28 protein-coding genes are annotated in these 23665 nt (G+C 67.3%); 10 read left to right on the top strand and 18 right to left on the bottom strand.

Features of this window, described 5'->3' with window-relative positions; all coding sequences use genetic code 11:
• Positions 1 to 3: 3 nt before the first annotated feature.
• Positions 4 to 1203, bottom strand: coding sequence for an efflux RND transporter periplasmic adaptor subunit (locus GGR33_RS15010; protein ID WP_183506571.1), 1200 nt, complete (start codon positions 1201 to 1203; stop codon positions 4 to 6).
• 213 nt (positions 1204 to 1416) lie between these two features.
• On the opposite strand from GGR33_RS15010, the gene GGR33_RS15005 reads away from it, so the two are divergent.
• Positions 1417 to 1599, top strand: coding sequence for a hypothetical protein (locus tag GGR33_RS15005; protein ID WP_183506569.1), 183 nt, complete (start codon positions 1417 to 1419; stop codon positions 1597 to 1599).
• Positions 1600 to 2131: 532 nt separating this feature from the next.
• Positions 2132 to 3385: a molybdopterin molybdotransferase MoeA gene (locus GGR33_RS15000; RefSeq protein WP_183506567.1), complete on the top strand. Its 1254-nt coding sequence runs from the start codon at positions 2132 to 2134 to the stop codon at positions 3383 to 3385.
• A 165-nt stretch (positions 3386 to 3550) separates the two neighbouring features.
• Here the strand turns inward: GGR33_RS15000 and GGR33_RS14995 are convergent, their stop codons facing one another.
• The gene (locus GGR33_RS14995) at positions 3551 to 4210 is read right to left on the bottom strand and encodes a class II aldolase/adducin family protein (RefSeq protein WP_183506565.1); all 660 of its coding nucleotides are present in this window, start codon (positions 4208 to 4210) and stop codon (positions 3551 to 3553) included.
• 346 nt (positions 4211 to 4556) lie between these two features.
• Here GGR33_RS14995 and GGR33_RS14990 point away from each other — a divergent pair, with 346 nt between their 5' ends.
• From GGR33_RS14990 to GGR33_RS14975, 4 genes are all read left to right on the top strand, one after another.
• Positions 4557 to 4739 (top strand): DUF3606 domain-containing protein, encoded by a 183-nt coding sequence (locus GGR33_RS14990; protein WP_183506563.1) that lies wholly within the window; start codon positions 4557 to 4559, stop codon positions 4737 to 4739.
• 5 nt (positions 4740 to 4744) lie between these two features.
• Complete coding sequence (locus GGR33_RS14985; protein WP_183506561.1) at positions 4745 to 5011, top strand: DUF6894 family protein; 267 nt, start codon at positions 4745 to 4747, stop codon at positions 5009 to 5011.
• Between the two features lie 96 nt (positions 5012 to 5107).
• Positions 5108 to 5335 (top strand): hypothetical protein, encoded by a 228-nt coding sequence (locus GGR33_RS14980; protein ID WP_183506559.1) that lies wholly within the window; start codon positions 5108 to 5110, stop codon positions 5333 to 5335.
• A 124-nt stretch (positions 5336 to 5459) separates the two neighbouring features.
• Positions 5460 to 5870 carry a hypothetical protein gene (locus GGR33_RS14975; protein WP_183506558.1) on the top strand — a complete coding sequence of 137 codons (411 nt, stop codon included), beginning with the start codon at positions 5460 to 5462 and terminating at the stop codon, positions 5868 to 5870.
• Positions 5871 to 5928: 58 nt separating this feature from the next.
• Here the strand turns inward: GGR33_RS14975 and lpdA are convergent, their stop codons facing one another.
• From lpdA to eno, 8 genes are all read right to left on the bottom strand, one after another.
• Positions 5929 to 7350, bottom strand: a complete 1422-nt coding sequence (lpdA, locus tag GGR33_RS14970; protein ID WP_183506556.1) for a dihydrolipoyl dehydrogenase — start codon at positions 7348 to 7350, stop codon at positions 5929 to 5931.
• Positions 7351 to 7809, bottom strand: a complete 459-nt coding sequence (locus GGR33_RS14965) for an endonuclease domain-containing protein (RefSeq protein ID WP_183506553.1) — start codon at positions 7807 to 7809, stop codon at positions 7351 to 7353.
• An 86-nt stretch (positions 7810 to 7895) separates the two neighbouring features.
• Positions 7896 to 9296 (bottom strand): pyruvate dehydrogenase complex dihydrolipoamide acetyltransferase, encoded by a 1401-nt coding sequence (locus GGR33_RS14960; RefSeq protein ID WP_183506551.1) that lies wholly within the window; start codon positions 9294 to 9296, stop codon positions 7896 to 7898.
• Positions 9297 to 9323: 27 nt separating this feature from the next.
• Complete coding sequence (locus tag GGR33_RS14955) at positions 9324 to 9599, bottom strand: DUF5076 domain-containing protein (protein WP_183506549.1); 276 nt, start codon at positions 9597 to 9599, stop codon at positions 9324 to 9326.
• Between the two features lie 58 nt (positions 9600 to 9657).
• A complete protein-coding gene (locus GGR33_RS14950; protein WP_183506547.1) occupies positions 9658 to 11070 on the bottom strand; it encodes a pyruvate dehydrogenase complex E1 component subunit beta in 1413 nt (470 codons plus the stop codon).
• A 54-nt stretch (positions 11071 to 11124) separates the two neighbouring features.
• A complete protein-coding gene (gene pdhA, locus GGR33_RS14945; protein ID WP_183506545.1) occupies positions 11125 to 12174 on the bottom strand; it encodes a pyruvate dehydrogenase (acetyl-transferring) E1 component subunit alpha in 1050 nt (349 codons plus the stop codon).
• A gap of 215 nt (positions 12175 to 12389) precedes the next feature.
• Entirely contained in the window at positions 12390 to 12701 is a 312-nt protein-coding gene (locus GGR33_RS14940; RefSeq protein WP_183506544.1) for an FtsB family cell division protein, read from the bottom strand.
• Positions 12702 to 12831: 130 nt separating this feature from the next.
• The gene (eno, locus tag GGR33_RS14935; protein WP_183506543.1) at positions 12832 to 14121 is read right to left on the bottom strand and encodes a phosphopyruvate hydratase; all 1290 of its coding nucleotides are present in this window, start codon (positions 14119 to 14121) and stop codon (positions 12832 to 12834) included.
• Between the two features lie 242 nt (positions 14122 to 14363).
• Between eno and queF the strand changes: the two genes are divergently transcribed.
• Positions 14364 to 14828, top strand: coding sequence for a preQ(1) synthase (gene queF, locus GGR33_RS14930; RefSeq protein WP_183506541.1), 465 nt, complete (start codon positions 14364 to 14366; stop codon positions 14826 to 14828).
• A gap of 10 nt (positions 14829 to 14838) precedes the next feature.
• Here the strand turns inward: queF and GGR33_RS14925 are convergent, their stop codons facing one another.
• The 6 genes from GGR33_RS14925 to GGR33_RS14900 form a co-directional block, all read right to left on the bottom strand.
• A complete protein-coding gene (locus tag GGR33_RS14925; protein WP_246413157.1) occupies positions 14839 to 15441 on the bottom strand; it encodes a tellurite resistance TerB family protein in 603 nt (200 codons plus the stop codon).
• Positions 15442 to 15521: 80 nt separating this feature from the next.
• Positions 15522 to 15806, bottom strand: coding sequence for a hypothetical protein (locus tag GGR33_RS14920; protein ID WP_183506539.1), 285 nt, complete (start codon positions 15804 to 15806; stop codon positions 15522 to 15524).
• Positions 15807 to 15989: 183 nt separating this feature from the next.
• Positions 15990 to 16847, bottom strand: coding sequence for a 3-deoxy-8-phosphooctulonate synthase (kdsA, locus tag GGR33_RS14915; RefSeq protein ID WP_183506537.1), 858 nt, complete (start codon positions 16845 to 16847; stop codon positions 15990 to 15992).
• Between the two features lie 8 nt (positions 16848 to 16855).
• The gene (locus GGR33_RS14910) at positions 16856 to 17359 is read right to left on the bottom strand and encodes a hypothetical protein (RefSeq protein WP_183506535.1); all 504 of its coding nucleotides are present in this window, start codon (positions 17357 to 17359) and stop codon (positions 16856 to 16858) included.
• A gap of 58 nt (positions 17360 to 17417) precedes the next feature.
• Complete coding sequence (locus GGR33_RS14905; protein WP_183506534.1) at positions 17418 to 17879, bottom strand: hypothetical protein; 462 nt, start codon at positions 17877 to 17879, stop codon at positions 17418 to 17420.
• Positions 17880 to 18051: 172 nt separating this feature from the next.
• Positions 18052 to 18927 (bottom strand): aldo/keto reductase, encoded by an 876-nt coding sequence (locus GGR33_RS14900; protein WP_183506532.1) that lies wholly within the window; start codon positions 18925 to 18927, stop codon positions 18052 to 18054.
• A 176-nt stretch (positions 18928 to 19103) separates the two neighbouring features.
• Here GGR33_RS14900 and GGR33_RS14895 point away from each other — a divergent pair, with 176 nt between their 5' ends.
• Positions 19104 to 19442 carry an ArsR/SmtB family transcription factor gene (locus GGR33_RS14895; protein WP_183506530.1) on the top strand — a complete coding sequence of 113 codons (339 nt, stop codon included), beginning with the start codon at positions 19104 to 19106 and terminating at the stop codon, positions 19440 to 19442.
• A gap of 61 nt (positions 19443 to 19503) precedes the next feature.
• Entirely contained in the window at positions 19504 to 20250 is a 747-nt protein-coding gene (locus GGR33_RS14890; RefSeq protein ID WP_183506528.1) for an SDR family NAD(P)-dependent oxidoreductase, read from the top strand.
• A 103-nt stretch (positions 20251 to 20353) separates the two neighbouring features.
• Here GGR33_RS14890 and GGR33_RS14885 read toward each other — a convergent pair whose 3' ends face one another.
• Positions 20354 to 21871 carry a Do family serine endopeptidase gene (locus GGR33_RS14885; protein WP_183506526.1) on the bottom strand — a complete coding sequence of 506 codons (1518 nt, stop codon included), beginning with the start codon at positions 21869 to 21871 and terminating at the stop codon, positions 20354 to 20356.
• A 106-nt stretch (positions 21872 to 21977) separates the two neighbouring features.
• On the bottom strand, positions 21978 to 23069 hold the full coding sequence (locus tag GGR33_RS14880) for a LysR family transcriptional regulator (protein ID WP_284211338.1): 1092 nt from the start codon (positions 23067 to 23069) through the stop codon (positions 21978 to 21980).
• On the opposite strand from GGR33_RS14880, the gene GGR33_RS14875 reads away from it, so the two are divergent.
• Positions 23047 to 23658, top strand: a complete 612-nt coding sequence (locus tag GGR33_RS14875) for a YceI family protein (RefSeq protein WP_183506524.1) — start codon at positions 23047 to 23049, stop codon at positions 23656 to 23658. The genes GGR33_RS14880 and GGR33_RS14875 overlap by 23 nt on opposite strands.
• Positions 23659 to 23665: the final 7 nt, after the last annotated feature.

Below are 23665 nucleotides of genomic sequence, written 5' to 3'. Positions count from 1 at the left end.
TCCTCAGCGGGACTCGGCCGAGGCCTGATCGGCCTTCGGCGGAACAGCGCGGATCCGGTCGCCGTCGCGAAGGAACGAACCGGCCCGGGCGACCACGAACTCGTCCTTCGACACGCCGGTACTGAGCTCGGTGAACCCCTCGGCGGAGAGGCCGGTCTCGACCTTGCGGGCGCGGACCTGCCCATCCTTGGCGACGAGCACGCTGGCCGTGCCGTCGGCCGCGTAGAGCACGGCGGCGAGCGGGACGGCGACGCCCTTGCGGCGCGCGACCTCGACCTTGCCGCGGGCGAAGGCGCCGATATGGAGCGCCGGATCGGCTTTGAGCGAGATGCGGACCTTTCCGAGCCGGGTCATGCGGTCGACCTCCGGATAGATCCGGCGCACGCGGCCATCGAGGCTGTGGGTCTCGTCGATGTCGAGCCGAGCCGGATTGCCCTCCTGGAGGCGCGGCAGGGCCGTCTCCGGCACGTCGCCCTCCAGCTCGATCTCGCCCCGCGCGATCAGGCGGAACAGCGGCTCGCCGACGGCCGTCGCGGTAGCGCCGAGGCGCGCCGTGCGGCGATTGACGATGCCGCCCTCCGGAGCGCGGATCTCGGTGCGGGCCCGCCGCAGGGCGATCTCGTTGGCCTGGGCCTTGGCTGTGGCGAGGTCGGCCTTGGCGGAATCGAGGCCGCCCTTGGCCGATGCGAGCTTGCCCTCGGCGCCCTGTGCCGTCGAAACGCGCTGCTCGAGGGTCACGGCGGTAGCGTTGCCGGTCTTCACCAGTGCCTGCGCGCGCTCCAGTGCCTGCTTGGCCTCCAGGTTGGCGGCTTCGGCCTGCGTGATCTGGCTGCGTGCCTGGACGATGGCGGCCTCGGCACGCGCGATCGCCGCCTGGTTGGAGGCCTCCTGCGTCGCGATCATCTCGGTGGACAGGCGCGCCAGCACCTGCCCCGTGGCGACCCGGTCGCCCTCCTCCACCAGAAGCTCGGTGATGCGCAGGCCCTCGACCTCGGGCGCCACCAGGATCTCGTCGCGCGGCACCAGCGTGCCGGTGACGACCGCCTGCTCGACGATCTCCCGAGTCTCGGCGGGCACGACGCTCACGGCCGGCAGCAGCGAGGCCGGGTCCGGCACGGAGGCCGGCTCGGCGGCGCGCACGGAGATGCAGGCGCCAGCCAGAAGGGCGGCCGTCAACACGGGAAGAAATCGGGTCTGGGTCATCGACACGCCATGCTCGCGGACGCGTGAGCGCCCGAATCCCTCGTCCCGCTCCAGACCGGCGATTTCATGGCGCGACGGTGTCGGGGCTGGCCGCAAGGATGACGCTATCACGACCGCGCCGGCATTTCGCGCGTCATCGCGATGTTGCTGTGCAACTTGCATGGGCGCCGGACGTTGGACTGTCTTGATCGTCGACTATCCGGACGGTGCACGATGAGCATTTTCCAGATCAAGCAGAAGACAAGCGGCGCCATCCTTTGGACCGGCAGCGCGCATGACGAGAAGACGGCCCTCGACGCGATGGCGCGCGAGGCGGGTTATCCGGACTACGCGTCCCTCCCCGACCAGCTCCGCGCCAGGATCGTCGAGACGTTGAAGCTCGACCTGATCTCGTAGCCGCCGTGCGTTCGCAGCAGCCCGGGACGGGGCCTACTGCCGACGGTTGGCGGTTCGTTAGCCGTACGATTCCACCGCAGGCTGAGATCAGTTTTTATTCTGTCGGCTACGCTTGCCAACACCCCAAATCCGGGCCTAGCATCCCTCATCGCCATCGCAGGCCACTGGCCGGAAGGCGACGAAATGGATCGGAGAAAGGAGGCTCGCGCATGCGTTACGCCGTAGTTCTCTCCACGCCGCGCACCGATGAAGGTGACGCGGACGATCCGCCGAATGATCACCGACAGGGATGAGGCTTTCGAGAGGGCGAGTGCCGCCTGAGCGGACCTGATGGTCCGGGATGGTGGCCCGATCTTGACGAGGAACCCTTGAACTCGAAAGCGTGGACCCTGCCAAAGGCCCGACCCTCGCACGGTCGGGCCTTTCTCATGTCCGGTCTCGACTGCGCCGACGGCATCGCCGATACCGTGCGGGCTCCGGTGAAAGCTGTTTTCGCCGTGGCGGCAATGGCTCGGGATCCGCGCAAGGCAGCATGGCCCAGTTGAGTGACGATTGCTTCGCCGTCGGCGAAGCGCCCATGGCGGTTGAGGACGCCGTCGCGCTGATCGAACGGCGCGTCTCGGTCACCGTCGGCAGCGAGACCGTCGCGCTCGGGCTGGCCGACGGTCGTATCAGCGCCGAGGACGTCCGCGCTGCTGGCGACCTGCCTCCGTTCGACAACGCCGCGGTCGACGGCTACGCCCTGCGCCACACCCTGCTAAATCCCGATCGCGAGACGGTGCTGCCGCTCCGGGCGAGACTCGCTGCCGGCGCCGCTCCCGAGGGCGTTTCGGCCGGCGACGGCGTTGTCCGCATCTTCACCGGCGCACCGATGCCGCACGATGCCGACACCGTGTTCATGCAGGAAGACGTGCGCGTCGAGAATGGCCGGGTCGTGCTGCCGCCGGGGCTGAAACCGGGCGCCAATTGCCGGCGTGCCGGCGAGGATGTCTCAAGCGGAGGCCTCGTCATTCCGGCGGGACGCCGCCTCAGGCCGCAGGATCTCGCGCTCGCCGCCGCCGTCGGCCGCGATGCGCTCTCCGTGCGCCGCCGCTTGCGAGTCGCCCTGTTCTCGACCGGCGACGAACTGACCGAGCCGGGCTCGCCCCTGCGGCCCGGCGCGATCCGCGATTCGAACCGGGTGATGCTCGCTGCGCTGATGCGGCGTATCGGGGTCGAGGTCGACGATCTCGGCATCCTGCGCGACGATCCGGCCACGCTCTCCAGGCGATTGGCCGAAGCCGCCGCGGGGCATGACCTGATCCTCACCTCGGGCGGCGCTTCCGTCGGCGAGGAAGACCACGTCAAGGCGGCGGTCGAGGCTGTGGGTCAGTTGGTGTTCTGGCGCCTCGCCATCCGCCCCGGCCGGCCGGTGGCCATGGGGCTCATCGACCACAAGCCCTTCGTCGGTCTGCCGGGCAATCCGGTGGCGACCTATGTCACGCTGCTCTTCGTGGTGCGCCCGCTGATCGCCCGGCTCACCGGAGAGAGCTTCGTTCCACCCAAACCCCAGCCGGTGCGGTCGGCCTTCACCTTCCGCAAGCGCGTTGGCCGCCGCGAGTTTTTACGAGTCAGCCTGGGGCTTGGGTCGGATGGCGTGATCGAGGCCAGAAAATTCCCGAAGGACGGGACGGGCATGCTGACCTCCCTCACCGAGAGCGACGGCCTGGCGGAGCTTCCCGACGGCGCACCGGTGGTCTGCGAGGGGGACACGGTCGGGTTCTATCCGCATGCGGTGTTGTGGTGAGGCACGTACCCCCGATCCAATACGGCCCCGTCATTCCGGGGCCGCGAAGCGGAACCCGGAATCCGCGACTGGGCAGAACCTGTGCCGCCGCGTTGCATCACGGGTGGATTCCGGGTTCTCGCCGGTGGCGAGCCCCGGAATGACGGGCGTTCGGGGTGGAGCGCGCTACTCCGAAGCCTTCGGCCGCAGCCCGTAACTCTTGAACTTCTCGACGTTGCGCGCGATCTCGTCGTCCGACAGCACGTGCGGGGTGCCGACCTGCAGCGCCACCGCGTATTGCCGGCAGAGCGTCTCCAACTCCACGGCAAGCCAGAGCGCCTTCGCGAGCCCCGGTCCGGTTGCGATCATGCCGTGATTGGCGAGCAGGCAGCAGGCCCTGCCCTCCAGCGCCTCCAGTGCCAACTCCGAAAGCTCCGGCGTGCCGAAGGTGGCGTAGCCGCTGCACCGGATCGTCGGGCCGCCGGCCGCGGCGATCATGTAGTGCACGGCCGGGATGTCCTGCCGGCACATGGCGAAGGCCGTGCAGTGGATCGGATGCGCGTGGACGACCGCGTTCACGTCCGGGCGCCGCTCCAGGATGTCGCGGTGGATGCGCCATTCGCTCGATGGCACCAGCGGGTGATCGAAGGAGCCGTCCATTGCGACGAAGACGACGTCGTCGGCGCTCATCTGCTCGTAGGGCAGGCCGGACGGCGTGATCAGCAGCCCGTCGCCCCAGCGGACCGAGACGTTGCCGGACGTTCCGTGATTGATGCCGAGCCCGTTCATGGAGCGGGCGGCGTCGACGATCGACTGGCGCACCGCGAACTCGGTGTGACGGGACATGCGGGCCTCCTGCACGCCCCTCTATGCCGACGCCAGCGAGCCTGACAACCGGCCGCCGTGTGGAGCGAAGGTCAGTGACGCGCGTCGGGCTTCAGCAAGTCGCCGCCGAACACGAAGCCCGCGAAGGTCGCTGCCGCCAAAACGAAGACCACCAGCTCCCCGCCCATCACCTGCTCCATCGTCGTCTTGATGAATGGTTAAGCTGTAAAGCGGCCGCGCGTTCCGTCCGATCGCCGAAATTCTCGGGGACGATGACCCGTCTCCGGCCCATCGCGAAACGACCGACATACTGGCGCTTGACCTCCCCTCCTCCGGCACCGACATCCGGGGTCTCACAGGAGCGATCATGGCGGGCCTTAAGGACAAGCGCGGCTTCATCGACAAGGAGCGTCTCGACCTCTCCGAACGCAAGGCCGTCGAATACTGGATGAAGCGGTGGGGCGTGACCCAGGATCAGATCACAACCGCGCATCGCAAGGTCGGCCGCATGACGAAGGACATCGCGGCCGAACTCGGCAAGAAGCGCTGATCGCCATGCCCCGCTACTTCTTCCACACCCATATCGACGACGACGTGATCGTCGACCCCGATGGCCGCGAATTGGCTGATCCCGATGCCGCCTGGGCGGCAGCGCGGGTGCTGGCCCTTCAGCTCCTCCAAGGCGCCGAAAGCGACCCTGCCCTGTTCCAGGCCGTCCTCTTCGTGACGGACGACAGCGAGACCGTGGTGCTGGAATTCCCGCTGATCGATGCACTGGTGGCCGAACCGGTGCCGGATTCCGACGAAGAGACGCGCCACTAAAGCGCTGTCCGATCCCGGTGCTGCGACGCTCATCGTGACGGAACGCTGCCGCGGCTGAGCAGTTAGGGAGCACATCGATCGCAAGGAGTTTCAGCGATGACGCGTTCTCTCACCGTACTCACCGCCCTCGCCGCCCTGGCTCTCGCCGGGACCTCGGCCGAGGCGAAGGGCTGCCTCAAGGGTGCGGTCGTCGGCGGTGTCGCCGGTCACATGGCCGGCCACGGCAAGGCGGGCGCCGCTGCCGGTTGCGCCATCGGGCATCACGAGGCCAACAAGAAAGACAAGCAGCAGGGCGGCCAGCAGGGTCAGCCCCAGGGCCAATAAACCTCGCCTGCGTAACGGCAGTAACGTCCATGACTCTGCGGGCCGGTGGAAACATATCCGCCGGCCCGCAGAGATTCTGGATGATGCCCAACAATTGTCGTGATTGACTCGTGAGTCTTTGGCGTTGCTGCCGCTGGATTTCGTTTTGGACGACTTTTTGGCTGGAGGCCGCAGAGTTCGCGTAAGGAGAGGTGGGCCGGTGGAGATTGATATTCAGCAGAGCCGTCTCGCGACGGTCAGTTCGCTGGCATCGACTTTGGCCGATCAGCTGCTGACGGAGGGACTCGCGAGCGGTGCGTTCTGCCCCGAAAAGGGCGATGCACTCGAAAAGGCATCGCTCCTTCTCGAAGAATGCGACCACCCGATTCCGGACATCGTGGCGGATGCGCTCGCGCAGTATCGTCAGGACGATCTGGTCGACACCGACACGGCGGAGGCCGAACCATCGGCTGCCGAGGATGGCCGCAGCACGGGCCGCGCGAAGGGCGCGTTCTTCCGCCTGATCCGCTCGGTGCGTCCGGCCGCTTTCGCCTGACGGCGCGACGCCGCCCGGCCGTTTCGACAGACGACGTGCCTGAGATCCGGCCCGGGTCTCAGCTGTGGATCACCTTGCCGTACGCATCCAGCACGCTCTCGTGCATCATCTCGCTGAGCGTCGGATGCGGGAAGACCGTGTGCATCAGCTCTTCCTCGGTGGTCTCCAGGTTCATGGCCACGACGTAGCCCTGGATCAGCTCGGTGACTTCCGCGCCGACCATGTGCGCGCCGAGGAGCTGGCCGGTCTTGGCGTCGAACACCGTCTTGATCAGCCCATCCGGCTCGCCGAGCGCGATGGCCTTGCCGTTGCCGGCGAAGGGGAAGCGGCCGACCTTCACGGAAAAACCCTTTTCCTTGGCCTTGGCCTCGGTGAGGCCCACACTGGCGATCTGCGGCTGGCAATAGGTGCAGCCCGGGATCTTGGCCTTGTCCATCGGATGGGTGTGCAGGCCCTTGATGGTCTCGATGCAGATGACGCCCTCGTGCTCTGCCTTGTGGGCCAGCATCGGCGGGCCGGCGACGTCGCCGATGGCGTAGATGCCCGGCACGTTGGTGCGCCCGAGCCCGTCCGTGACGACGATGCCGCGGTCGATCTTCACGCCGAGCTTCTCCAGGCCGAGATTGTCGATGTTGCCGACGACGCCGACCGCCGAAATCAGCTTTTCGGCCGTCAGCTGCTGCGTCTTGCCCTTGTCGTCCTCGATCGTGGCGGTGACGGAATTCGCGCCTTTCTCGACCTTCGTCACCTTGGCGCTCGTCAGGATCTTGATGCCCTGCTTCTCGAAGCGCTTGCGGGCGAGGCCGGCGATCTCGGCATCCTCCACCGGCAGGATCTGCGGCAGCAGCTCGATCACCGTCACCTCGGCGCCCATTGTGCGGTAGAACGAGGCGAACTCGATGCCGATGGCGCCCGAGCCCATCACGAGCAGCGATTTCGGCATGCTCTCGGGCACCATGGCCTCGTAGTAGGTCCAGATCTGCTTCTTGTCGGGCTCGATGCCAGGCAGCGCGCGCGGGCGGGCACCCGTGGCGACGATGATGTGCTTGGCCAGGTAGCTGCCGGCACCCTTGGCGCCTTTCGGCGCCTCGGCGCGCTTCGTCTCCTTGACGGTGACCTTGCCGGGCGCGTCGATCGCCGCCTCGCCCCAGATCACGTCGACCTTGTTCTTCTTGAGCAGCATGCCGACGCCGCCATTGAGACGGCCTGAGACGCCGCGCGAACGCTTGACGATGGCCGCCGTGTCGAAGGTGACCTCCTTGGCCGAGAGCCCGTAATCCCCGGCATGCTGCATGTAGTGGTAGATCTCAGCCGAGCGCAGCAGCGCCTTGGTGGGGATGCACCCCCAGTTCAGGCAGATGCCGCCGAGATGCTCGCGGTCGACCACCGCCGTCTTGAAGCCGAGTTGTGCGGCGCGGATCGCCGTGACGTAGCCGCCGGGGCCGGCACCGATGATGAGGACGTCGTAGCTGTCGGACATTCAAGGCTCCGCCGATTCCCCTCCCCCTTGCGGGGAGGGGTCAGGGGTGGGGGTGGTTCCAGAGAAGGCGGTGTCGGCCGACGTGACCGCCAGCGCTGTTGCGATGGTTGCGAGAACGCCGTCGATCTCGCGCATCACGTCTCGATTGGAAAAACGCAGGACACGATAACCGCATCGTTCGAGAGCGGCTGTCCGCCGTTCGTCGTAAGCCGTCTGCCGCTCGAAGCCGTGCTGATTGCCATCGACCTCGATAATCAGTCGGTGGGAGAGGCAGCAGAAGTCGGCAATGTAAGTCTCGATCGGGACCTGCCTGCGGAAATGCGTTGCTACGACCGGAAGACGATGCCGGAGGTGCCACCAAAGCCGCTTCTCGGGCTCCGTCAGTGTCCGGCGAAGCGTCTTGGCGTGCTTGGCTGCGTTCGGAGCGATGGACTTCGAGGGAGGCTTCGACCAGGGCATCTGGCTTCCAAGCTGGCGCCGGCTTGCGGTTGGACCCCCACCCCTACCCCTCCCCGCAAGGGGGAGGGGATCAGCGGCGATGCCCCTCACACCAGCATCCCCATCGGACGCTCGATCAGCCCCTGGAATGCCGACAGCAGCTCAGCCCCCAGCGCCCCGTCCATGACGCGGTGATCACAGGACAGCGTCACCGTCATCACCTGCGCGACGACCGGCTGGTCGTCCTTGCCGACGACGATGCGCTTCTCGCCGGCGCCGACGGCCAGGATCGAGGATTGCGGAGGATTGATCACCGCGGTGAAGTGCTTCATCCCGAACATGCCGAGATTGGACACCGAGGTAACGCCGCCCTGGTACTCCTCGGGCTTGAGCTTCTTGGCACGCGCGCGGGCCGCGAAATCCTTCATCTCGTTGGAGATGGTCGAGAGCGTCTTCTGGTCGGCCTTGCGAATGACCGGGGTGAACAGGCCGCCATCGATGGCCACCGCGACGCCGACCTCGGCATTGTTGAACTTCAGAACACGGTCCTCGGCGAAGACCGCGTTGGCGTCCGGCACGCGCATCAGCGCGAGGCCCATCGCCTTGATGATGAAGTCGTTCACCGAGAGCTTGAACGCCGCCTTGCCGTCCTTGTCCTTGGGGGCGCTGTCGTTGATCTGCGTGCGCAGGGCGAGCAGGGCATCGATCCGGCAGTCGACCGTGAGGAAGAAGTGCGGGGCGATCTGCATCGCCTCGGTGAGCCGGCGCGCGATCGTCTTGCGCATGCCGTCGAGGGGCACTTCCTCATAGGCATCCTTGCTGAAGTAGCCGCGGACCTGATCAAGGCCGAGGGGCTGGACACCCCCTCCCCCCGCAGCCGGCTTGGCGGCCGGCGCAGCCTTGGCATCCGAGTTCGCGGAGGCGGCCTTCGCCGGAGCCTTGCCGGTGCCGCTCTTGGCCGCCTCGCGCACGTCGCGCTCGATGATGCGGCCACGCGGGCCGGAGCCGCTGACTGCGAACAGATCGACGCCCTCCTGGGCCGCGATCCGACGTGCGAGCGGTGAGGCGAAGACCCGTTCGCCCTCAGCGCGCGCAGCAGGCTGCGTGGCACCGTTCGGCTTCGCGCCTTCGGGCGCCTCATTCACCCGAGCATCGGCAGGCTGAGCGGTCTCGGCGGAGGCCGTCTTGGGCTCGGGCGCGGCCGCGGGAGCCTCCTTCGTCTTCGGCGCGTCCCCAGACGGCGCGCTCACGCTCTTCGGGTCCTCGCCGTCACCCGCGATCAGAGCGATCAGGTCATTGACCGGCACGTCGGCGGTGCCCTCGGGCACGACGATCTTGGCGAGCACGCCCTCGTCGACTGCTTCGACCTCCATGGTGGCCTTGTCGGTCTCGATCTCGGCGAGCACGTCGCCGGACTTGACCGCATCGCCCTCCTTCTTGAGCCACTTGGCGAGATTGCCCTTTTCCATGGTCGGAGACAGGGCGGGCATCAGGACGTTGATCGGCATTGCGTTTCCAGGGTCCCGTGCGGTCGGTCAGTTGAAGCTGTCCGGGTCGAGGCTCTCGGCCTCCATCCCGGCGCGAATGCGCTCGAAGGCTTCCTCCTCCGACATGTCCGTCTCCAGCGCGTAGGTGCGTGCAGCCTGACGGGCGAGGTCGATCAGCAGCCGGCCCCAGGTCGCCGGATCGTCGAAGGAACGACGGAGCGCCAAGCTCACGGCACCGTCGACGACGGCGGCGCGGAGCACCTCGACGCCGCCTCGTTCAACGGCGTCCGGGGGGATGGCGAGTTCGGCGAAATCCTTGCTCATGACATGCGGCCTTGCGTTCCGCTTCAGAGATGTGAGGGGTGCCGGGCAACGACCCGCATTACTTGTAGCAAACGGCCTTCGCCGCCTCGATCACTTCCGCCACGCTCGGCAGGGCGAGCTTCTCGAGGTTTGCGGCATACGGCATCGGCACGTCCTTGCCGGTCACGCGCAGCACCGGCGCGTCGAGATAGTCGAAGGCGTCGGCCATGAGGCGGGCCACGATCTCGGCGCCGATGCCGCTCTGCGGGAACCCTTCCTCCACGGTGACGCAGCGGCCGGTCTTCTTCACGGATTCGACGATGGTGGCGCTGTCCATCGGGCGCAGCGTGCGCAGGTCGATCACCTCGGCTTCGATACCCTCCTCGGCCAGCGCCTGCGCGGCCTTGAGCGCGTAGGTCATACCGATGGAGAAGGAGACGAGGGTCACGTCCTTGCCCGGCCGGTGGACCTTCGCCTTGCCGATCGGCAGCACGAAATCGTCGAGTTGCGGCACCGGGAAGCTCTGGCCGTACAGGATCTCGTTCTCGAGGAAGATCACCGGGTTGGGGTCGCGGATCGCGGCCTTGAGCAGGCCCTTGGCATCGGCGGCCGTGTAGGGCGCCACCACCTTCAGGCCGGGCACGTTCGAGTACCAGGCCGAGTAGTCGTGGCTGTGCTGGGCGCCGACGCGGGCGGCGGCGCCGTTGGGACCGCGGAACACGATTGGGCAGCCGAGTTGGCCGCCGGACATGTAGAGCGTCTTGGCCGCCGAGTTGATGATGTGGTCGATCGCCTGCATGGCGAAGTTGAAGGTCATGAACTCGCAGATCGGCCGCAGCCCGGAGAAGGCCGCGCCCACCGCGATGCCGGCGAAGCCGTGCTCGGTGATCGGCGTGTCGACGACGCGGCGGGCGCCGAATTCCTGCAGCAGCCCCTGCGTGATCTTGTAGGCGCCCTGATACTCGGCGACCTCTTCGCCCATCACGAAGACGCTCTCGTTCTTGCGCATCTCCTCGGCCATGGCATCGCGCAGGGCCTCGCGCACGGTCATCGAGGCCATCGGCGTGTCGGCCGGGAACTCGTCCGTCACGGGCTCGGAGGCCTTGCTGGTCACCGTGGCGGGTGCGGCGGGCGCTTTCGGCGCGTCCTCAGAGGACTTCGCTTCGGCGGGAGCCTTCTCGGCTTCCGGTGCGGCCTGGCCGTTCGACTTCGGCTTGCCACCGCCGGCTGCCGCCTCGGAGACGTCCTCGCCCTCGGCAGCGATGATCGCGATCGGCGTGTTGACGGCGACGTTCTCTGTGCCGTCCGGGACCAGGATCTTGGCGAGCACGCCCTCGTCGATCGCCTCGACCTCCATGGTCGCCTTGTCGGTCTCGATCTCGGCGAGGATGTCGCCGGACTTGACCGCGTCGCCCTCCTTCTTGAGCCACTTGGCGAGCTTGCCCTCCTCCATGGTGGGCGAGAGGGCGGGCATCAGGATGTCGGTCGCCATGGACGCTGCTCTATCGATCCGGTCTCGTGGGTTGGTCGGTCGGCCGAGCTGAGCTCAGGCGCGGGCCTCCAGCAGGATGTCCGTCCAGAGCTCCTTGGGATCGGGCTCGGGATCGTTCGTGGCGAAGTCGGCGGATTCGTTGACGATCTCGCGGATCTCGGCGTCCTTGGCCTTGAGGTCCGCCTCGGAGACGCCGTGCGCCTCGATCAGGCGCTTGCGCACCATCTCGATCGGGTCGTGCTCGTCGCGCATCTTCGAGACCTCGTCCTTCGACCGGTACTTGGCCGGGTCGGACATGGAGTGGCCGCGGTAGCGGTAGGTCTGCATCTCGAGGATGTAGGGCCCCTGCCCCGAGCGGGCATGTTCGACGGCGCGGATCGCGGCCTCGCGTACCGTGCGGACATCCATGCCGTCGACCTGCTCGCCGGGAATGCCGAAGGACAGGCCGCGCTTGGAGAAATCCGTCTGGGCCGAGGCGCGGGCCACCGAGGTGCCCATGGCGTAGCGGTTGTTCTCGATCACGTAGACGACCGGCAGCTTCCAGAGAGCCGCCATGTTGAAGCTCTCGTAGACCTGGCCCTGGTTGGCCGCGCCGTCGCCCATATAGGTGAAGCTCACCTTGCCGTTCTTCGTGTAGGCGTCGGCGAAGGCGAGGCCGGTGCCGAGCGAGACCTGCGCGCCGACGATGCCGTGGCCGCCGAAGAACTGCTTCTCGCGCGAGAACATGTGCATCGAGCCGCCCTTGCCGCGGCTGTAGCCGCCCTGGCGGCCGGTGAGCTCGGCCATGACGCCCTTGGCGTCCATGCCGCAGGCCAGCATGTGGCCGTGGTCGCGGTATCCGGTGATGACCTGGTCGCCGTCGGTCGAAGCCATCTGAAGGCCGACCACGACGGCCTCTTGGCCGATATAGAGGTGGCAGAAGCCACCGATGAGGCCCATGCCGTAGAGCTGGCCCGCCTTCTCCTCGAAGCGGCGGATCAGGAGCATCTCGCGATAGGCGTGGAGATCCTCGTCCTTGGTGAATTGCGGGATGTTCGGCGCCGGCTTGTGCTCGGGCGCGTCCGCCTTGGACGCGGCCTTCCTCGCATTCCTGCCTGCTGCCATCGGCGACCTCCCGAAACTCGTGTTTCGAGGGCGTTCTAGAGCGCGGCGCGGTGGAAAGCGAGGGTCTAACCCCCTGCCGCGCTTAATCTGCAGCAGGGTTTCGTCGGGGCGCCGGCCCTCCCGGGACAAAGCGGAACGATCCTGCGAAGCCTGAGATTATTCAAAATGCAAAATGATGCCGGGCGCCTCCACGGCACACGGCATGGCGCCTATCGTCAAGGATCGATGATCACGACATCGTTGGCGTGGACGCGGCCCAGCACGACGCGGGCGCGCTCTTCCAGCAGGTCGCGGTCGATCTGTTCGGAGCGCAGCAGTTCGACCCGATGCTCCCAGGTCGCCCGCTCGGCATTCGCGGCCGCGAGTTCCTGCCTAAGGCCGAAAGCCTGGATCTTGAGCGCCCGCTTGGCTTCCATGCCGCGGTTGCCGGTCTCGGCCTGCACCAGGAAATAGCCGCCCACGAGCGCCGACACCGTCCAGAGGACGGCGGGCACGACGACGGCTCTGACGCGGCGGCGGATGACCATGACGAGACCATCGCCGCGTAGGGTGAAGAAAGCGTTTCTGCGCGCCGAGATGGCTGCCTCCAAACGACCAACGCCCGCTTCTCGGGGAGGCGGGCGTTGGGCTATCGGCAGAAGAAGCGCTGGAGGGCGATCAGCGGCCGGCGAGTTGCTTGATCGCGTCGCGACCGGCGTAGCGGCCCTGCGCGCCGAGGCCCTCCTCGATGCGGATGAGCTGGTTGTACTTGGCCAACCGGTCGGAGCGGGCGAGCGAGCCGGTCTTGATCTGCCCGCAATTGGTGGCGACGGCGAGGTCGGCGATGGTCGAGTCCTCGGTCTCGCCGGAGCGGTGCGACATTACCGCGGTATAGCCGGCGCGCTGGGCCATATCGACGGCGGCGAGCGTCTCAGTGAGCGAGCCGATCTGGTTGACCTTCACCAGAATCGAGTTGGCGGTGCGCTCATTGATGCCGCGCGACAAACGTTCGACATTGGTCACGAACAGGTCGTCTCCGACGAGCTGGACGCTGTCGCCGATCTTCTGCGTGAGCAGGTTCCAGCCGTGCCAGTCGTCCTCCGACATGCCGTCCTCGATGGACAGGATCGGATAGGCGCTCGCGAGCTTCGCGAGATAGTCCACCTGCTGCTCGATGGAGCGGACCTGGCCCTCGCCCTCGTAATGGTAAGCGCCGTTCTTGAAGAACTCGGTCGCGGCGCAGTCGAGCGCCAAAACGATGTCCTGGCCCGGCTTGAACCCGGCGGCCTGGATCGACTCCATGACGAAGTCGAGGGCGGCCTCGGCCGAGGGCAGGTTCGGGGCGAAGCCGCCCTCGTCGCCGACGTTGGTGTTGTGGCCGGCCTTCTTCAGCGCGCCCTTGAGCGTGTGGAAGATCTCGGCGCCCATTCGCACCGCCTCGCTGAGCGAAGAGGCGCCGACCGGCATCACCATGAATTCCTGGAAGTCGATCGGGTTGTCGGCATGCGCGCCGCCATTGACGATGTTCATCATCGGCACCGGCAGCACGCGGCCCTGGACGCCGCCGACATAGCGGTAGAGCGGCAGGCCGGCCGTCTCGGCCGCGGCCTTGGCGACGGCGAGCGACACGCCGAGGATGGCGTTGGCGCCGAGGCGCGACTTGTTGTGGGTGCCGTCGAGGTCGATCATCGCCTCGTCGATGGCGACCTGATCCTCGGCCTCCATGCCGCCGATGGCGTCGAGAATCTCGGTCTGCACCGCCTCGACCGCCTTGAGCACACCCTTGCCCTTGAAGCGGCTCGCGTCGCCATCGCGCAACTCGACGGCCTCATGGGCGCCCGTGGAGGCTCCCGAGGGAACCGCGGCGCGGCCGAAGGAACCGTCCTCGAGGAGCACGTCGACCTCGACGGTGGGGTTGCCGCGGCTGTCGAGAATCTCGCGGGCGGCGATGTTGGTGATCGCGGTCATGGACCATCCTTACGTCGGGCGCCGCGCGCGGCCTGACCGGCAGCGGTCGGCGATGGCGGCATCATCCGCCGCGGCTTATCCGCCAAGCCGAAGCGGCGGGCAAGCGCCGCAGGGTATGAAGAATCTTTCGCTCGAGCCGAACTATCTTTATCGACTTCACCCTGCCTTCGGAGGTGTGTTTCCGGGCTCGAACTGGCGCTCGTGAGATGCGCCTCGCACGGGCAGCGGATATAGCGTTCGCCATGACCGACGACATCGCTGCTCACGCCCGCCAACTGGGTCAGTCGACGCCGTTGCCTCCTTCACCCGAGGCCGCACAGCTCGACCGCGTGCCGAACCCACATCCCGATACGGATTACCTCGCCCGCTTCACCGCACCCGAGTTCACGTCGCTTTGCCCGGTGACCGGCCAACCGGATTTCGCAACGCTGGTCATCGATTACGTGCCGGGCGAGTGGCTCGTCGAATCGAAGTCGCTGAAGCTCTATCTCGGCTCGTTCCGCAACCACGGCGCGTTCCACGAGGATTGCACTGTGGGCATCGGCCGACGCCTGACCGAGTTCCTGGAGCCGCGCTGGCTGCGGATCGGCGGCTACTGGTATCCGCGCGGCGGCATTCCGATCGACGTGTTCTGGCAGACCGGCGAGCCGCTGAAATCCGTCTGGTTGCCCGACCAGGGCGTGCCGACCTATCGGGGCCGCGGCTAGCGAAGCGGGCTCAGGCCTGTTCGGCCAGTACCCGGACCGTGCGCGCGATCAAACGCTCCTGCCGGTCGGTCGGGCCCTGGTGAATGACGGCGACGGCCTCCAGCATCTGTTCAACGTCGTCGCGCTCGGACGGAGTCAGCTTTTCGCGCAACAGCGGCGCGAGCTGGTCGATGGCGGTTTCGGCATCGGCCGCCTGGCTCGCTGCGTGGCGGATGAAGACCAAGCGGGTTGCGAGATCGTCGTCCGGCTCGACGACGTTGCGCATCTGCTGCTCGATCGCCGCCTCCTGCTCGGGTGTCGGCGTGCCCCGGGCCAGCGCGACGAGCTGCATGAGCACGCCCACGGCATCCGCCGGGTTCTTGATCGAGCGGATGGGCGCGGCCTTGAAGTTAGCCTCGCTCTTCAGCCTGAGCTTGTGATTCCGGCGATCACCGAGGACGCGGTCGATCTGCTGCATGCCGTTCCCGTACATGAACCAATACAGGAGCCCTGTCATGATCGTCCCAACGACGGCACCGATCACCGGCATGATCGCGTTCTCCCTGCCTGCTGAATGCAGCGCAAGGTGGTCAAGGCGCCATTGTGATGCAACCGTTTTCAGCCGGCTGAGCATTCGTCGGGTGAGCGCCCGCACAAACGAAAAAGGCGACCGGTGAGAACCGGCCGCCCTTTCTGAGCACGCTGTTGTTCGGCTCAGTAGCCGTAGTCGTAATAGCCGTAAGCCGGGCGGCCATAGTAGCGGTCGCGGTAGTAGGCGTCGCGCGCGGCGCCGGCAGCGATCGCACCGGCGGCGAGGCCGGCGATGCCCAGGCCGACAGCAGCACCGGTGCCGATGCCGCCACGGCGGTAGCCGCCGCGATAGGCGTAGCCGCCGCCATGGTAGTGGCCGTATCCGCGGCCGGGGCGTGCCTCGGCAGTGACTGCCAGCATCGGAATGGTCGTTGCTACGACAGCTGTGATGATTGCAAGTTTGCGCATTGTGTCCTTCCCTCGTTGAAGCCCGTTAGCGCCAGTAACGCCGAGCTTGTTGACAGGTTCCAAGCCGCTGACGAAAAATTTGAGTCATCTCAGCAGCTTGTACGATTTGCCTTCGGCACGGTGGTCTCGCCGACCTGAACCCGCCCTGAGCAGAACCGAGGATGACGATGCGGCCGTCTGCTCTCACGCGTCGGTGCGCTGTTTCACAAGGCGATCGAAGGCCTGCAACTCGGCCAGCAGGGCCGGCATCGCCTTCAACGGCACCATGTTCGGTCCGTCCGAGGGCGCGTTGTCCGGGTCCTCGTGCGTCTCGATGAAGAGGCCGGCCACGCCCACCGCGACGGCGGCCCGGGCCAGAACCGGCACGAATTCGCGCTGGCCGCCCGAGGTCGCGCCCTGTCCGCCTGGCTGCTGCACGGAATGCGTCGCGTCGAACACCACCGGCGCCCCACCCGTCACCCGCGCCATGATCGGCAGCGAGCGCATATCGGAGACGAGCGTGTTGTAGCCGAAGGAGGCGCCGCGCTCGGTGACCATCACGTTCGGATTACCGGCGCTGGTGACCTTCGTGGCGACATGGGCCATGTCCCACGGCGCCAGGAACTGGCCCTTCTTCACGTTGACGACGCGCCCGGTGGCGGCGGCGGCCAGCAGAAGGTCGGTCTGGCGACAGAGGAAGGCCGGGATCTGCAGGACGTCGACGACCTCCGCCGCCGGAGCGCATTGCGAGGAGTCGTGCACGTCGGTGAGCACCGGCAGGCCGAGACGCTCCTTGATCTCCGAAAAGATCGGCAGCGCGCCTTCGAGGCCGATGCCGCGGGCGGTGCTGCCGGAGGTCCGGTTCGCCTTATCGAAGGAGGATTTGAAGACGAGGCCGATCCCGAGACGCCCGGTCATCTCCTTCAGCGCCGCGGCAATCTCGAAGGCGTGATCCCGACTCTCGAGCTGGCAGGGCCCGGCAATGAGCGCGAATGGCAGGTGGTTGGCGAAGGCGACGGCGCCGGCATGGACGACCGGACCGGGTGCGGAAAGCTGAGACATGCCCCGCTCTACCGCGCGTCGGACGAGGCGAAAAGGCTTGCCCCATGTCTCAGCCGCGGCCGCCGGTCCGCTGCCAGGCGACAGAGCGCGCCCTCCGATGAGCCGTCGAGATGGTCTCCCGGCTCACACCGAAGGACCGCACCTCTGGCCCGGCCGAGCTGGGGCGCGCCCGAGAGCAACGCCGCCTGATGAAGGTTCATCGCCAGGATCTCGACCTGGTCCGCCCCGGCGCCGGCGAGCGTTTTCGCGGCGAGACCGATCAGCACGAAATAGAAGCGTGGCGGCTCCCGATCGAGGGAGCGAAAGACCATGCGGCGCGGCGGGCCGCAATCGAGGCTCATCCGTTCGGCGTCGGCGGCTCGAAATACGACGAGCGGGCCGGTGCGGCCGGCGAGCGAGGCGCCCGTCCCACGGATGAGTCGGGCCGTCAGCGCGTCGCAGCCGTCGGCCCGCGCGGGGGCGGCGATGGCGAGACAGAGGGCGAGGCCGCTGGCGAACGCACGAAGGGTCATGACCGACGGTCTATCCGGCCGGCGGGTCCCTGGCGAGACGGCAAGACGGCGCCGTGGTTCAGTTCACGGAACCGGTGGCGTCGGGATCCTGCCGCACGGTCCGACAGGCTTCGCGCTCGTGCGAGCGAAGCACCCGGCGCAGGCGCAGGGGCTGCTCGCTGGAGCCATCGCTGATTGTTCCGGCGAGCACGTCCGCGGCCGCCGTGCCCTGGAAGCGTAACGGACCATCCGTGCTTTCCACGGTGAAGGAGATCTGCTGGGTCGTGTCGTCGATGGACAGCGCGTCGGCGGGGATCGAGGCGGTCTTCTCGCCCGCGGCTGCCTCGTAGAGCACGCCGTTTCCGTTCGGCGAGCGCCGCAATGTCACGCGCCGTCCCTCCAGCCGGCCGGCATCCGGATCGGTGCAGAGGTTGGCGTAGACGAAGGTTCCCGTCAGCCATCCCGGCTTGGCGGGGGCACTCAGCGACGCGGTCGCCGGCAGCGCGAGCAGGGAGGCCAGGATCACGGTCGCAGCACGCATTTCGAGGCCTTTCCGGTCGGTTCGTCGTCTCCGAGGGCGCCATGCAGGATTCGGGCAACTTGTCTGCGGAGCTGCACCGGGCACCGGCGTAGCCGGCATCCATATGGTCCCGATCCTTTGCTGCATGATGTCGGGCTGACGAGCGGAGGCGGTTCGATGCATGGCGAACACCTCAGCCGGCCGCCTTCCAAGCCTTGCGGCCCTGGTCGTCGAGTGCCTGGAACTCCGCGTCGTCGAGGATGAGTTCGGTGCCCTGTACGTTCTGAGCGAGATGCTCGGGATCGCCGGTTCCGGGGATCGGCAGCATCACCGGGGAGCGCTTGAGCAGCCAGGCCAGGGCGACGGCGCCCTCGCTGGTTCCGCGCCGGCCCGCAATCTCGGCCAGCGCCGAGCCCTTGCGGGCCAGCGTGCCTTTGTCGAGGGGCGCCCAGGGGATGAACCCGATGACGTGGCGTTCGCAATGGTCGAGAACCGCCTCGCTGGTGCGATCGACGAGGTTGAAACGGTTCTGCACAGTCGTGACCGGGAAGAATTGTTGGGCCGCCTCGATCTCCTCCACCGAGACCTCGCTTAAGCCCACATGGCGGATCAACCCCTCCTCGCGCATCGCGGCGATTGCCTCGAACTGCCGCTCGCGCGGGACGTCGGTGCCGATGCGGTGGAGCTGCCAGAGATCGATGCGCTCGAGCTTGAGCCGACGCAGGCTCATCAGCACGCATTGGCGAAGGTAGTCGGGATGTCCGACGGGCTGCCAGATATCCGGCCCATGGCGCGTGAGGCCGCCCTTGGTGGCAATGACCAAGCCGTCATAGGGGTGGAGGGCCTCGCGGATCAGGTCCTCGCTGACGAACGGGCCGTAGCTGTCGGCGGTGTCGATCAAATCGATGCCTAGTTCGGGGACGCGCTTCAGCGTCGCGATCGCCTTCGCCCGGTCGGCGGGCTCGCCCCAGATGCCGCCGCCCGTGATGCGCATGGCACCGAAGCCGAGCCGGTTGACCGTCAGGTCTCCGCCGATGGCGAAGGTGCCGGAAGCGTGAGGTGTGGTCATGCCGCATCCTTGTCGAGTGTAAGAATGAAGGGCGATGTGGGAAGGCGGCCGATCCCGGCGAGCGGTTTGTGGTGGGAGGGAGCCATGCCGCCGGGACAAGGGTCTTCGGCCCCGCTAGGTTCCTATCTCTGGTGGTCAGGGCGTCGACGCGCGCCTCGGTGGAGACAAGCGGCTCGATGACTTCCGAGCATGGACAGGATGGCGAACCGGTAGCGCAGGAGTCTCATGAGCTAAGCGACCGTCAGTTCGCTGCGGTCGCCAAGGCTCTCGCCGATCCGCGCCGTTTCGGCATCCTCGGAGAGATCGCGGCGTCCGAGGGCGCGCTGCCCTGCTGCGCGCTGAGCGATGCCGACAAGGTCAGCGCTGCCACGATCTCCCATCACATCAAGGAGCTCGAGACGTCCGGCCTGATCGCGACCGTCCGCAAAGGCCGCTTCGTCGAGCTGGTGTTCCAGCGCACAACGCTCGACGCCTACCTTCGGCGGCTGTCCCGATCACTCTCGCCGACCTCTTGAAGGCCACCCCATCGCCCAACATTTCGACGATTGTCTAAACGTCGAAATGTTGGAGATCGTCATGAGCAAGCTCGAAGGAAGAGTCGCGGTCGTCACCGGGGCCTCGAAGGGGATCGGCGCCGAGATCGCGAAGGCTCTGGCACGGGAAGGTGCAGCCGTCGCCGTGAATTATGCGACGAGCCGGGAAGGCGCCGACGCGGTCGTCGCCGCGATCGAGGCGGCCGGCGGCAAGGCCATCGCGGTCCAGGGCAGCGTCGCGAAATCCGCCGACGTCGAGCGGTTCTTCGCGGAGACCAAAGAGCGGCTCGGTCCGGTCGACGTCCTGGTCAACAATGCCGGCGTCTACGCCTTCTCGAAGATCGAGGACTTTTCCGAGGACGAGTACCGGCGCCAGTACGATACCAATGTGCTCGGCGTCTTTCTCGCGACCAAGGCGGCGGTCGCGCAGTTCGGCGATCGCGGCGGCAGCATCGTCAACATCAGCTCGACCGTGACGCGCTTTGCGGTGCCGGAATCGGCGATCTATTCCGGGACCAAGGGAGCGCTCGACGCGATCACCCGCGTGCACGCGAAGGAGCTCGGGCCGCGCAAGATCCGCGTGAACGCGATCAATCCCGGCATGATCATCACGGAAGGCGTCGAGGCAGCGGGATTCGCCGGCGGCGACTTCGAGCGCAGCATCATCGAGGACACGCCGCTCGGACGCTCGGGCCGGCCGGACGACATCGCACCGGCCGCCGTCTTCCTGGCATCCGACGACGCGCGCTGGGTCACCGGAGAGATCCTCTACGTCTCGGGCGGCATGTAGCCCTTCCTCGACGAAAAAACGCCGGCCCTTGCGAGCCGGCGCCAGTCGAGGGGAGAGCGGGAAACCGCCGCGAGGGGTGCGCGGCGGCCGCTACGGCTGAAACTCAGCCGTTCTTGGTGAGGGAGACCGCCACGAAGCGGGTCACACCCTTCGAACTCTTCACGCGCATCAGCACGGCCTTGCGCCCGTTGGATTCCGCCGTGCGGATCTGCGCCGCAATGTCGGACGGGCTCGAGACGCTGGTGCCGGCAACGTCCAGGATCACGTCGCCCTGCTCGATGCCCTTGGCGGCGGCGGGGCCGTCGGGATCGACCCGCACGACGGCGACGCCGCTCGAGCCGAGCCCGACCTCGTCCGCCGGAGCGAGGCCCAGGCCGAGGCGCGGCTGGCCGTTATTGGAGAAGCCGCCGTCGTCGGTGTTGCGCGCATTCTTGATGTCCGTCGGCAGCGTACCGAGCTCGACGGTGGCCGTGTCGGACTTGCCGTTGCGGAGATAGGCGAGCTCGACCTTGGTACCGGGCTTGAGCCCGGCGATCTTGCGCGACAGTTCCTTGGCGTCGTCAATCGGCTTGCCGTCGACCTTCTCGATGACGTCGCCCGTCTTGAGGCCGGCCTTCGCGGCGGGCGTGCCACCCTCGGTGGAGTTCACCAGCGCGCCCTTGGCCTTGTCGAGGCCGAGGCTGTCGGCGATGTCCTTGGTGACCGGCTGGATCTGCACGCCGAGATAGCCGCGCACCACCTTGCCGTCGGTCTTGAGCTGCTCGACCACCGCCTGCACGGTTTCCGAGGGGATCGCGAAGGCGAGGCCGACGCTGCCGCCCGAGGGCGAGGCGATCGCCGTGTTCACGCCCACGACCTCGCCGTTGACGTTGAAATCCGGGCCACCCGAATTGCCCTTGTTGATCGGCGCGTCGATCTGCAGGAAGTCGTCGTAGGGTCCGGCGCCGATGTCGCGGCCGCGGGCCGAGACGATGCCTGCCGTCACCGTGCCGCCGAGGCCGAATGGATTGCCGATCGCCACGACCCAATCGCCGACCTGCGGGGCCGACTTGCCGAACTGCACGTAGGGATAAGAGCCGGAATCCTTGATCTTCAGGAGCGCGACGTCGGTCTTCGGATCGGTGCCGATCACCTTGGCGTCGAGTGTGCGGGTGTCGTCGAGGGTCACCTGAACCGATTTGGCGTGGTTCACCACGTGGTTGTTGGTGACGACGTAGCCGTCGGCCGAGATGATGAAGCCGGAGCCGACCGCGCCGCGCTCACCGTGGCGCTGCGGCGCGCCGTTCTGCTCGCCGGGGCCGCCCTGGCCGAAGCGCTTGAAGAACTCGCGCAGCTGCGGCGGGACCTGCTGGAGGTTCGGCTGGCCGGGGCCGCTCTCGCCATCCTCGTCCGCGCTGTCGTCGAGCTTCACCTTCACGGCGACGACGGCCGGCTTCACCTTGTTGACGATGCCGGCGAAGGAGCCCGGCGGGTGCTCAGGCGCTTCGATGGGCGTCTTCGGCAGGGCCTGGGCCAGGGCCGAGGTCGTCTGGGTCAGCGATCCCACGCCAGCCGCGCCACCGGCGGCGAGCGCCGCCACGGCGACGGAAGCGAGGGCGCGACGGCGGAAGGTCGATGTCATGGAAGAACTCCGGAAACGGTCTTGCTGCCGTCGCGGCGGACGGAGCGTGTTGCCGGTGATACGGTCTGCAGCCTGACCCGCTCGTGGCGCGCGGATTACGGTTTCGTCATGCGGCCGAACTCTCATCGGGCTCGATGGCGAACCGTTTCGCCATCTCGGCCTGCACGTGCTCGCGGAACACCCGGACGCGTGCCGGCAATTCCCGCCCGGCAAGACTCAAAGCCCGCAAGGCGCCGCCCTCCCGGGCCCACGGTGCGAGCACCCGCACGAGCGCACCCGCCTCGATCGAGCGGGCTGCCACGGTGCTGGGAATCTGGCCGATGCCAGCGCCGGCCAGGGTCAAACGAAGGGCCGTGGCGAAGTCGCTGACCCGGATTGCCGGCGCGAGGGAGATCTGCTGGGTGCGTCCCTGGCCATTGCCCAACACGATGCCTGCCGAACCGGAGCGCTCCTGTGAGAGGATCAGGTCGTGCCCGGCCAGTTCCACGAGTCTCTTGGGCGCCGGGCGCCGGGCGAGATAGGCGGGAGCGGCGTAAAAGCCGATGCGCGTCTTCAGGATCAGCGCTGCGTGGTAACCCGTCTCCTCCGCTCTTCCGAAGCGCAAGGCGAGATCGATTCGGTTCGCCGCGAGATCGAGCCTCGCGTCCGAGTGGAGCAGGTCGATCGTGATCTGTGGGTATGCCGCTCGAAAGCTGGCGATGATCTCGGGCATGACCTCAATCCCGAAATCGACCGCCGTCGTGATCCGCAGGTGTCCCGCCGGGACGGTGCGAGCATCGCGCGCGGCTTCGGCCGCCGTGTCGAGCAGCCCGAGGCTGTCCCGCGCCTTGACGTAGAAGGCGAGCCCCTCGGCCGTCGGCGAGACGGCGCGCGGATGACGGGCCATCAGCGTCGCGCCCAACGCCGTCTCGAGCCGCGTCAGGCGCCGGCTGACGCTGCCCTTGGTCTCCCTGAGGCTCGCGGCCGCCGCCGTCACGGTACCGAGATCGACGACAGCGCAAAAGGCGCGCAGGTCATCCAGGCTACCGCTGAAGGTTTCCGTTTTCGCAACCATGTGGTGCCGGATAGCAGGCTCAAACTCGGCTGTGAACGGACGTATCTCAACGCCACCACGACGCGGCGTCCGGTCGAGTAGAGCGGCGCGCAGTGAGAACGTTCCTGTCTTGGAGACTTCGATGAAGCTGCTTTCCGCCTCCACCGTCGCCGTGGCCCTGGCATTCGCCGGTGCCGCACAGGCTCAGACCGCAGCGACGCGCGACCCGGCCCAGATCCAGGCTGGCCACTACACCGTGGATGCCGGCCATACGCAGGTGGGCTGGCGCGTGTCGCATATGGGCTTCTCGAACTACACCGGCGGCTTCTCGGAGGTGTCGGGCACCCTCGACCTGCAGCCGAAGGACCCGGCCGCCGCGAAGCTGTCCGTCAAGATCCCGGTGTCGTCGGTCGCCACCACGAGCGAGAAGCTCGCCGGCGAGCTGAAGGGCGACAAGTGGCTCGATGCCGCCAAGTACCCGGACATGACCTTCGTCTCGACCAAGGTGACGCCGGCCGGTCAGGACAAGGCCAAGGTCACTGGAGACTTGACGCTACACGGCGTGACCAAGCCGGTGACGCTGGACGTAACGCTGGTCGGCGCGGGCACGAACCCGCTTAGCAAGAAGGTCAATGTCGGCTTCGAGGCCACCGGCACGCTCAAGCGGTCCGAGTTCGGTGTGAAGACCTACGTGCCGCTGATCGGCGACGATCTCCATCTCGTGATCGCCGGCGCCTTCGAGCGCCAGGACTGATCGGACG

This window comes from Methylobacterium brachythecii (genome assembly GCF_014196345.1).
Classification (GTDB): domain Bacteria; phylum Pseudomonadota; class Alphaproteobacteria; order Rhizobiales; family Beijerinckiaceae; genus Methylobacterium; species Methylobacterium brachythecii.
The sequence above is the reverse complement of the archived record's forward strand: the minus strand, read 5'-3'. Positions and strand labels throughout refer to the sequence as shown.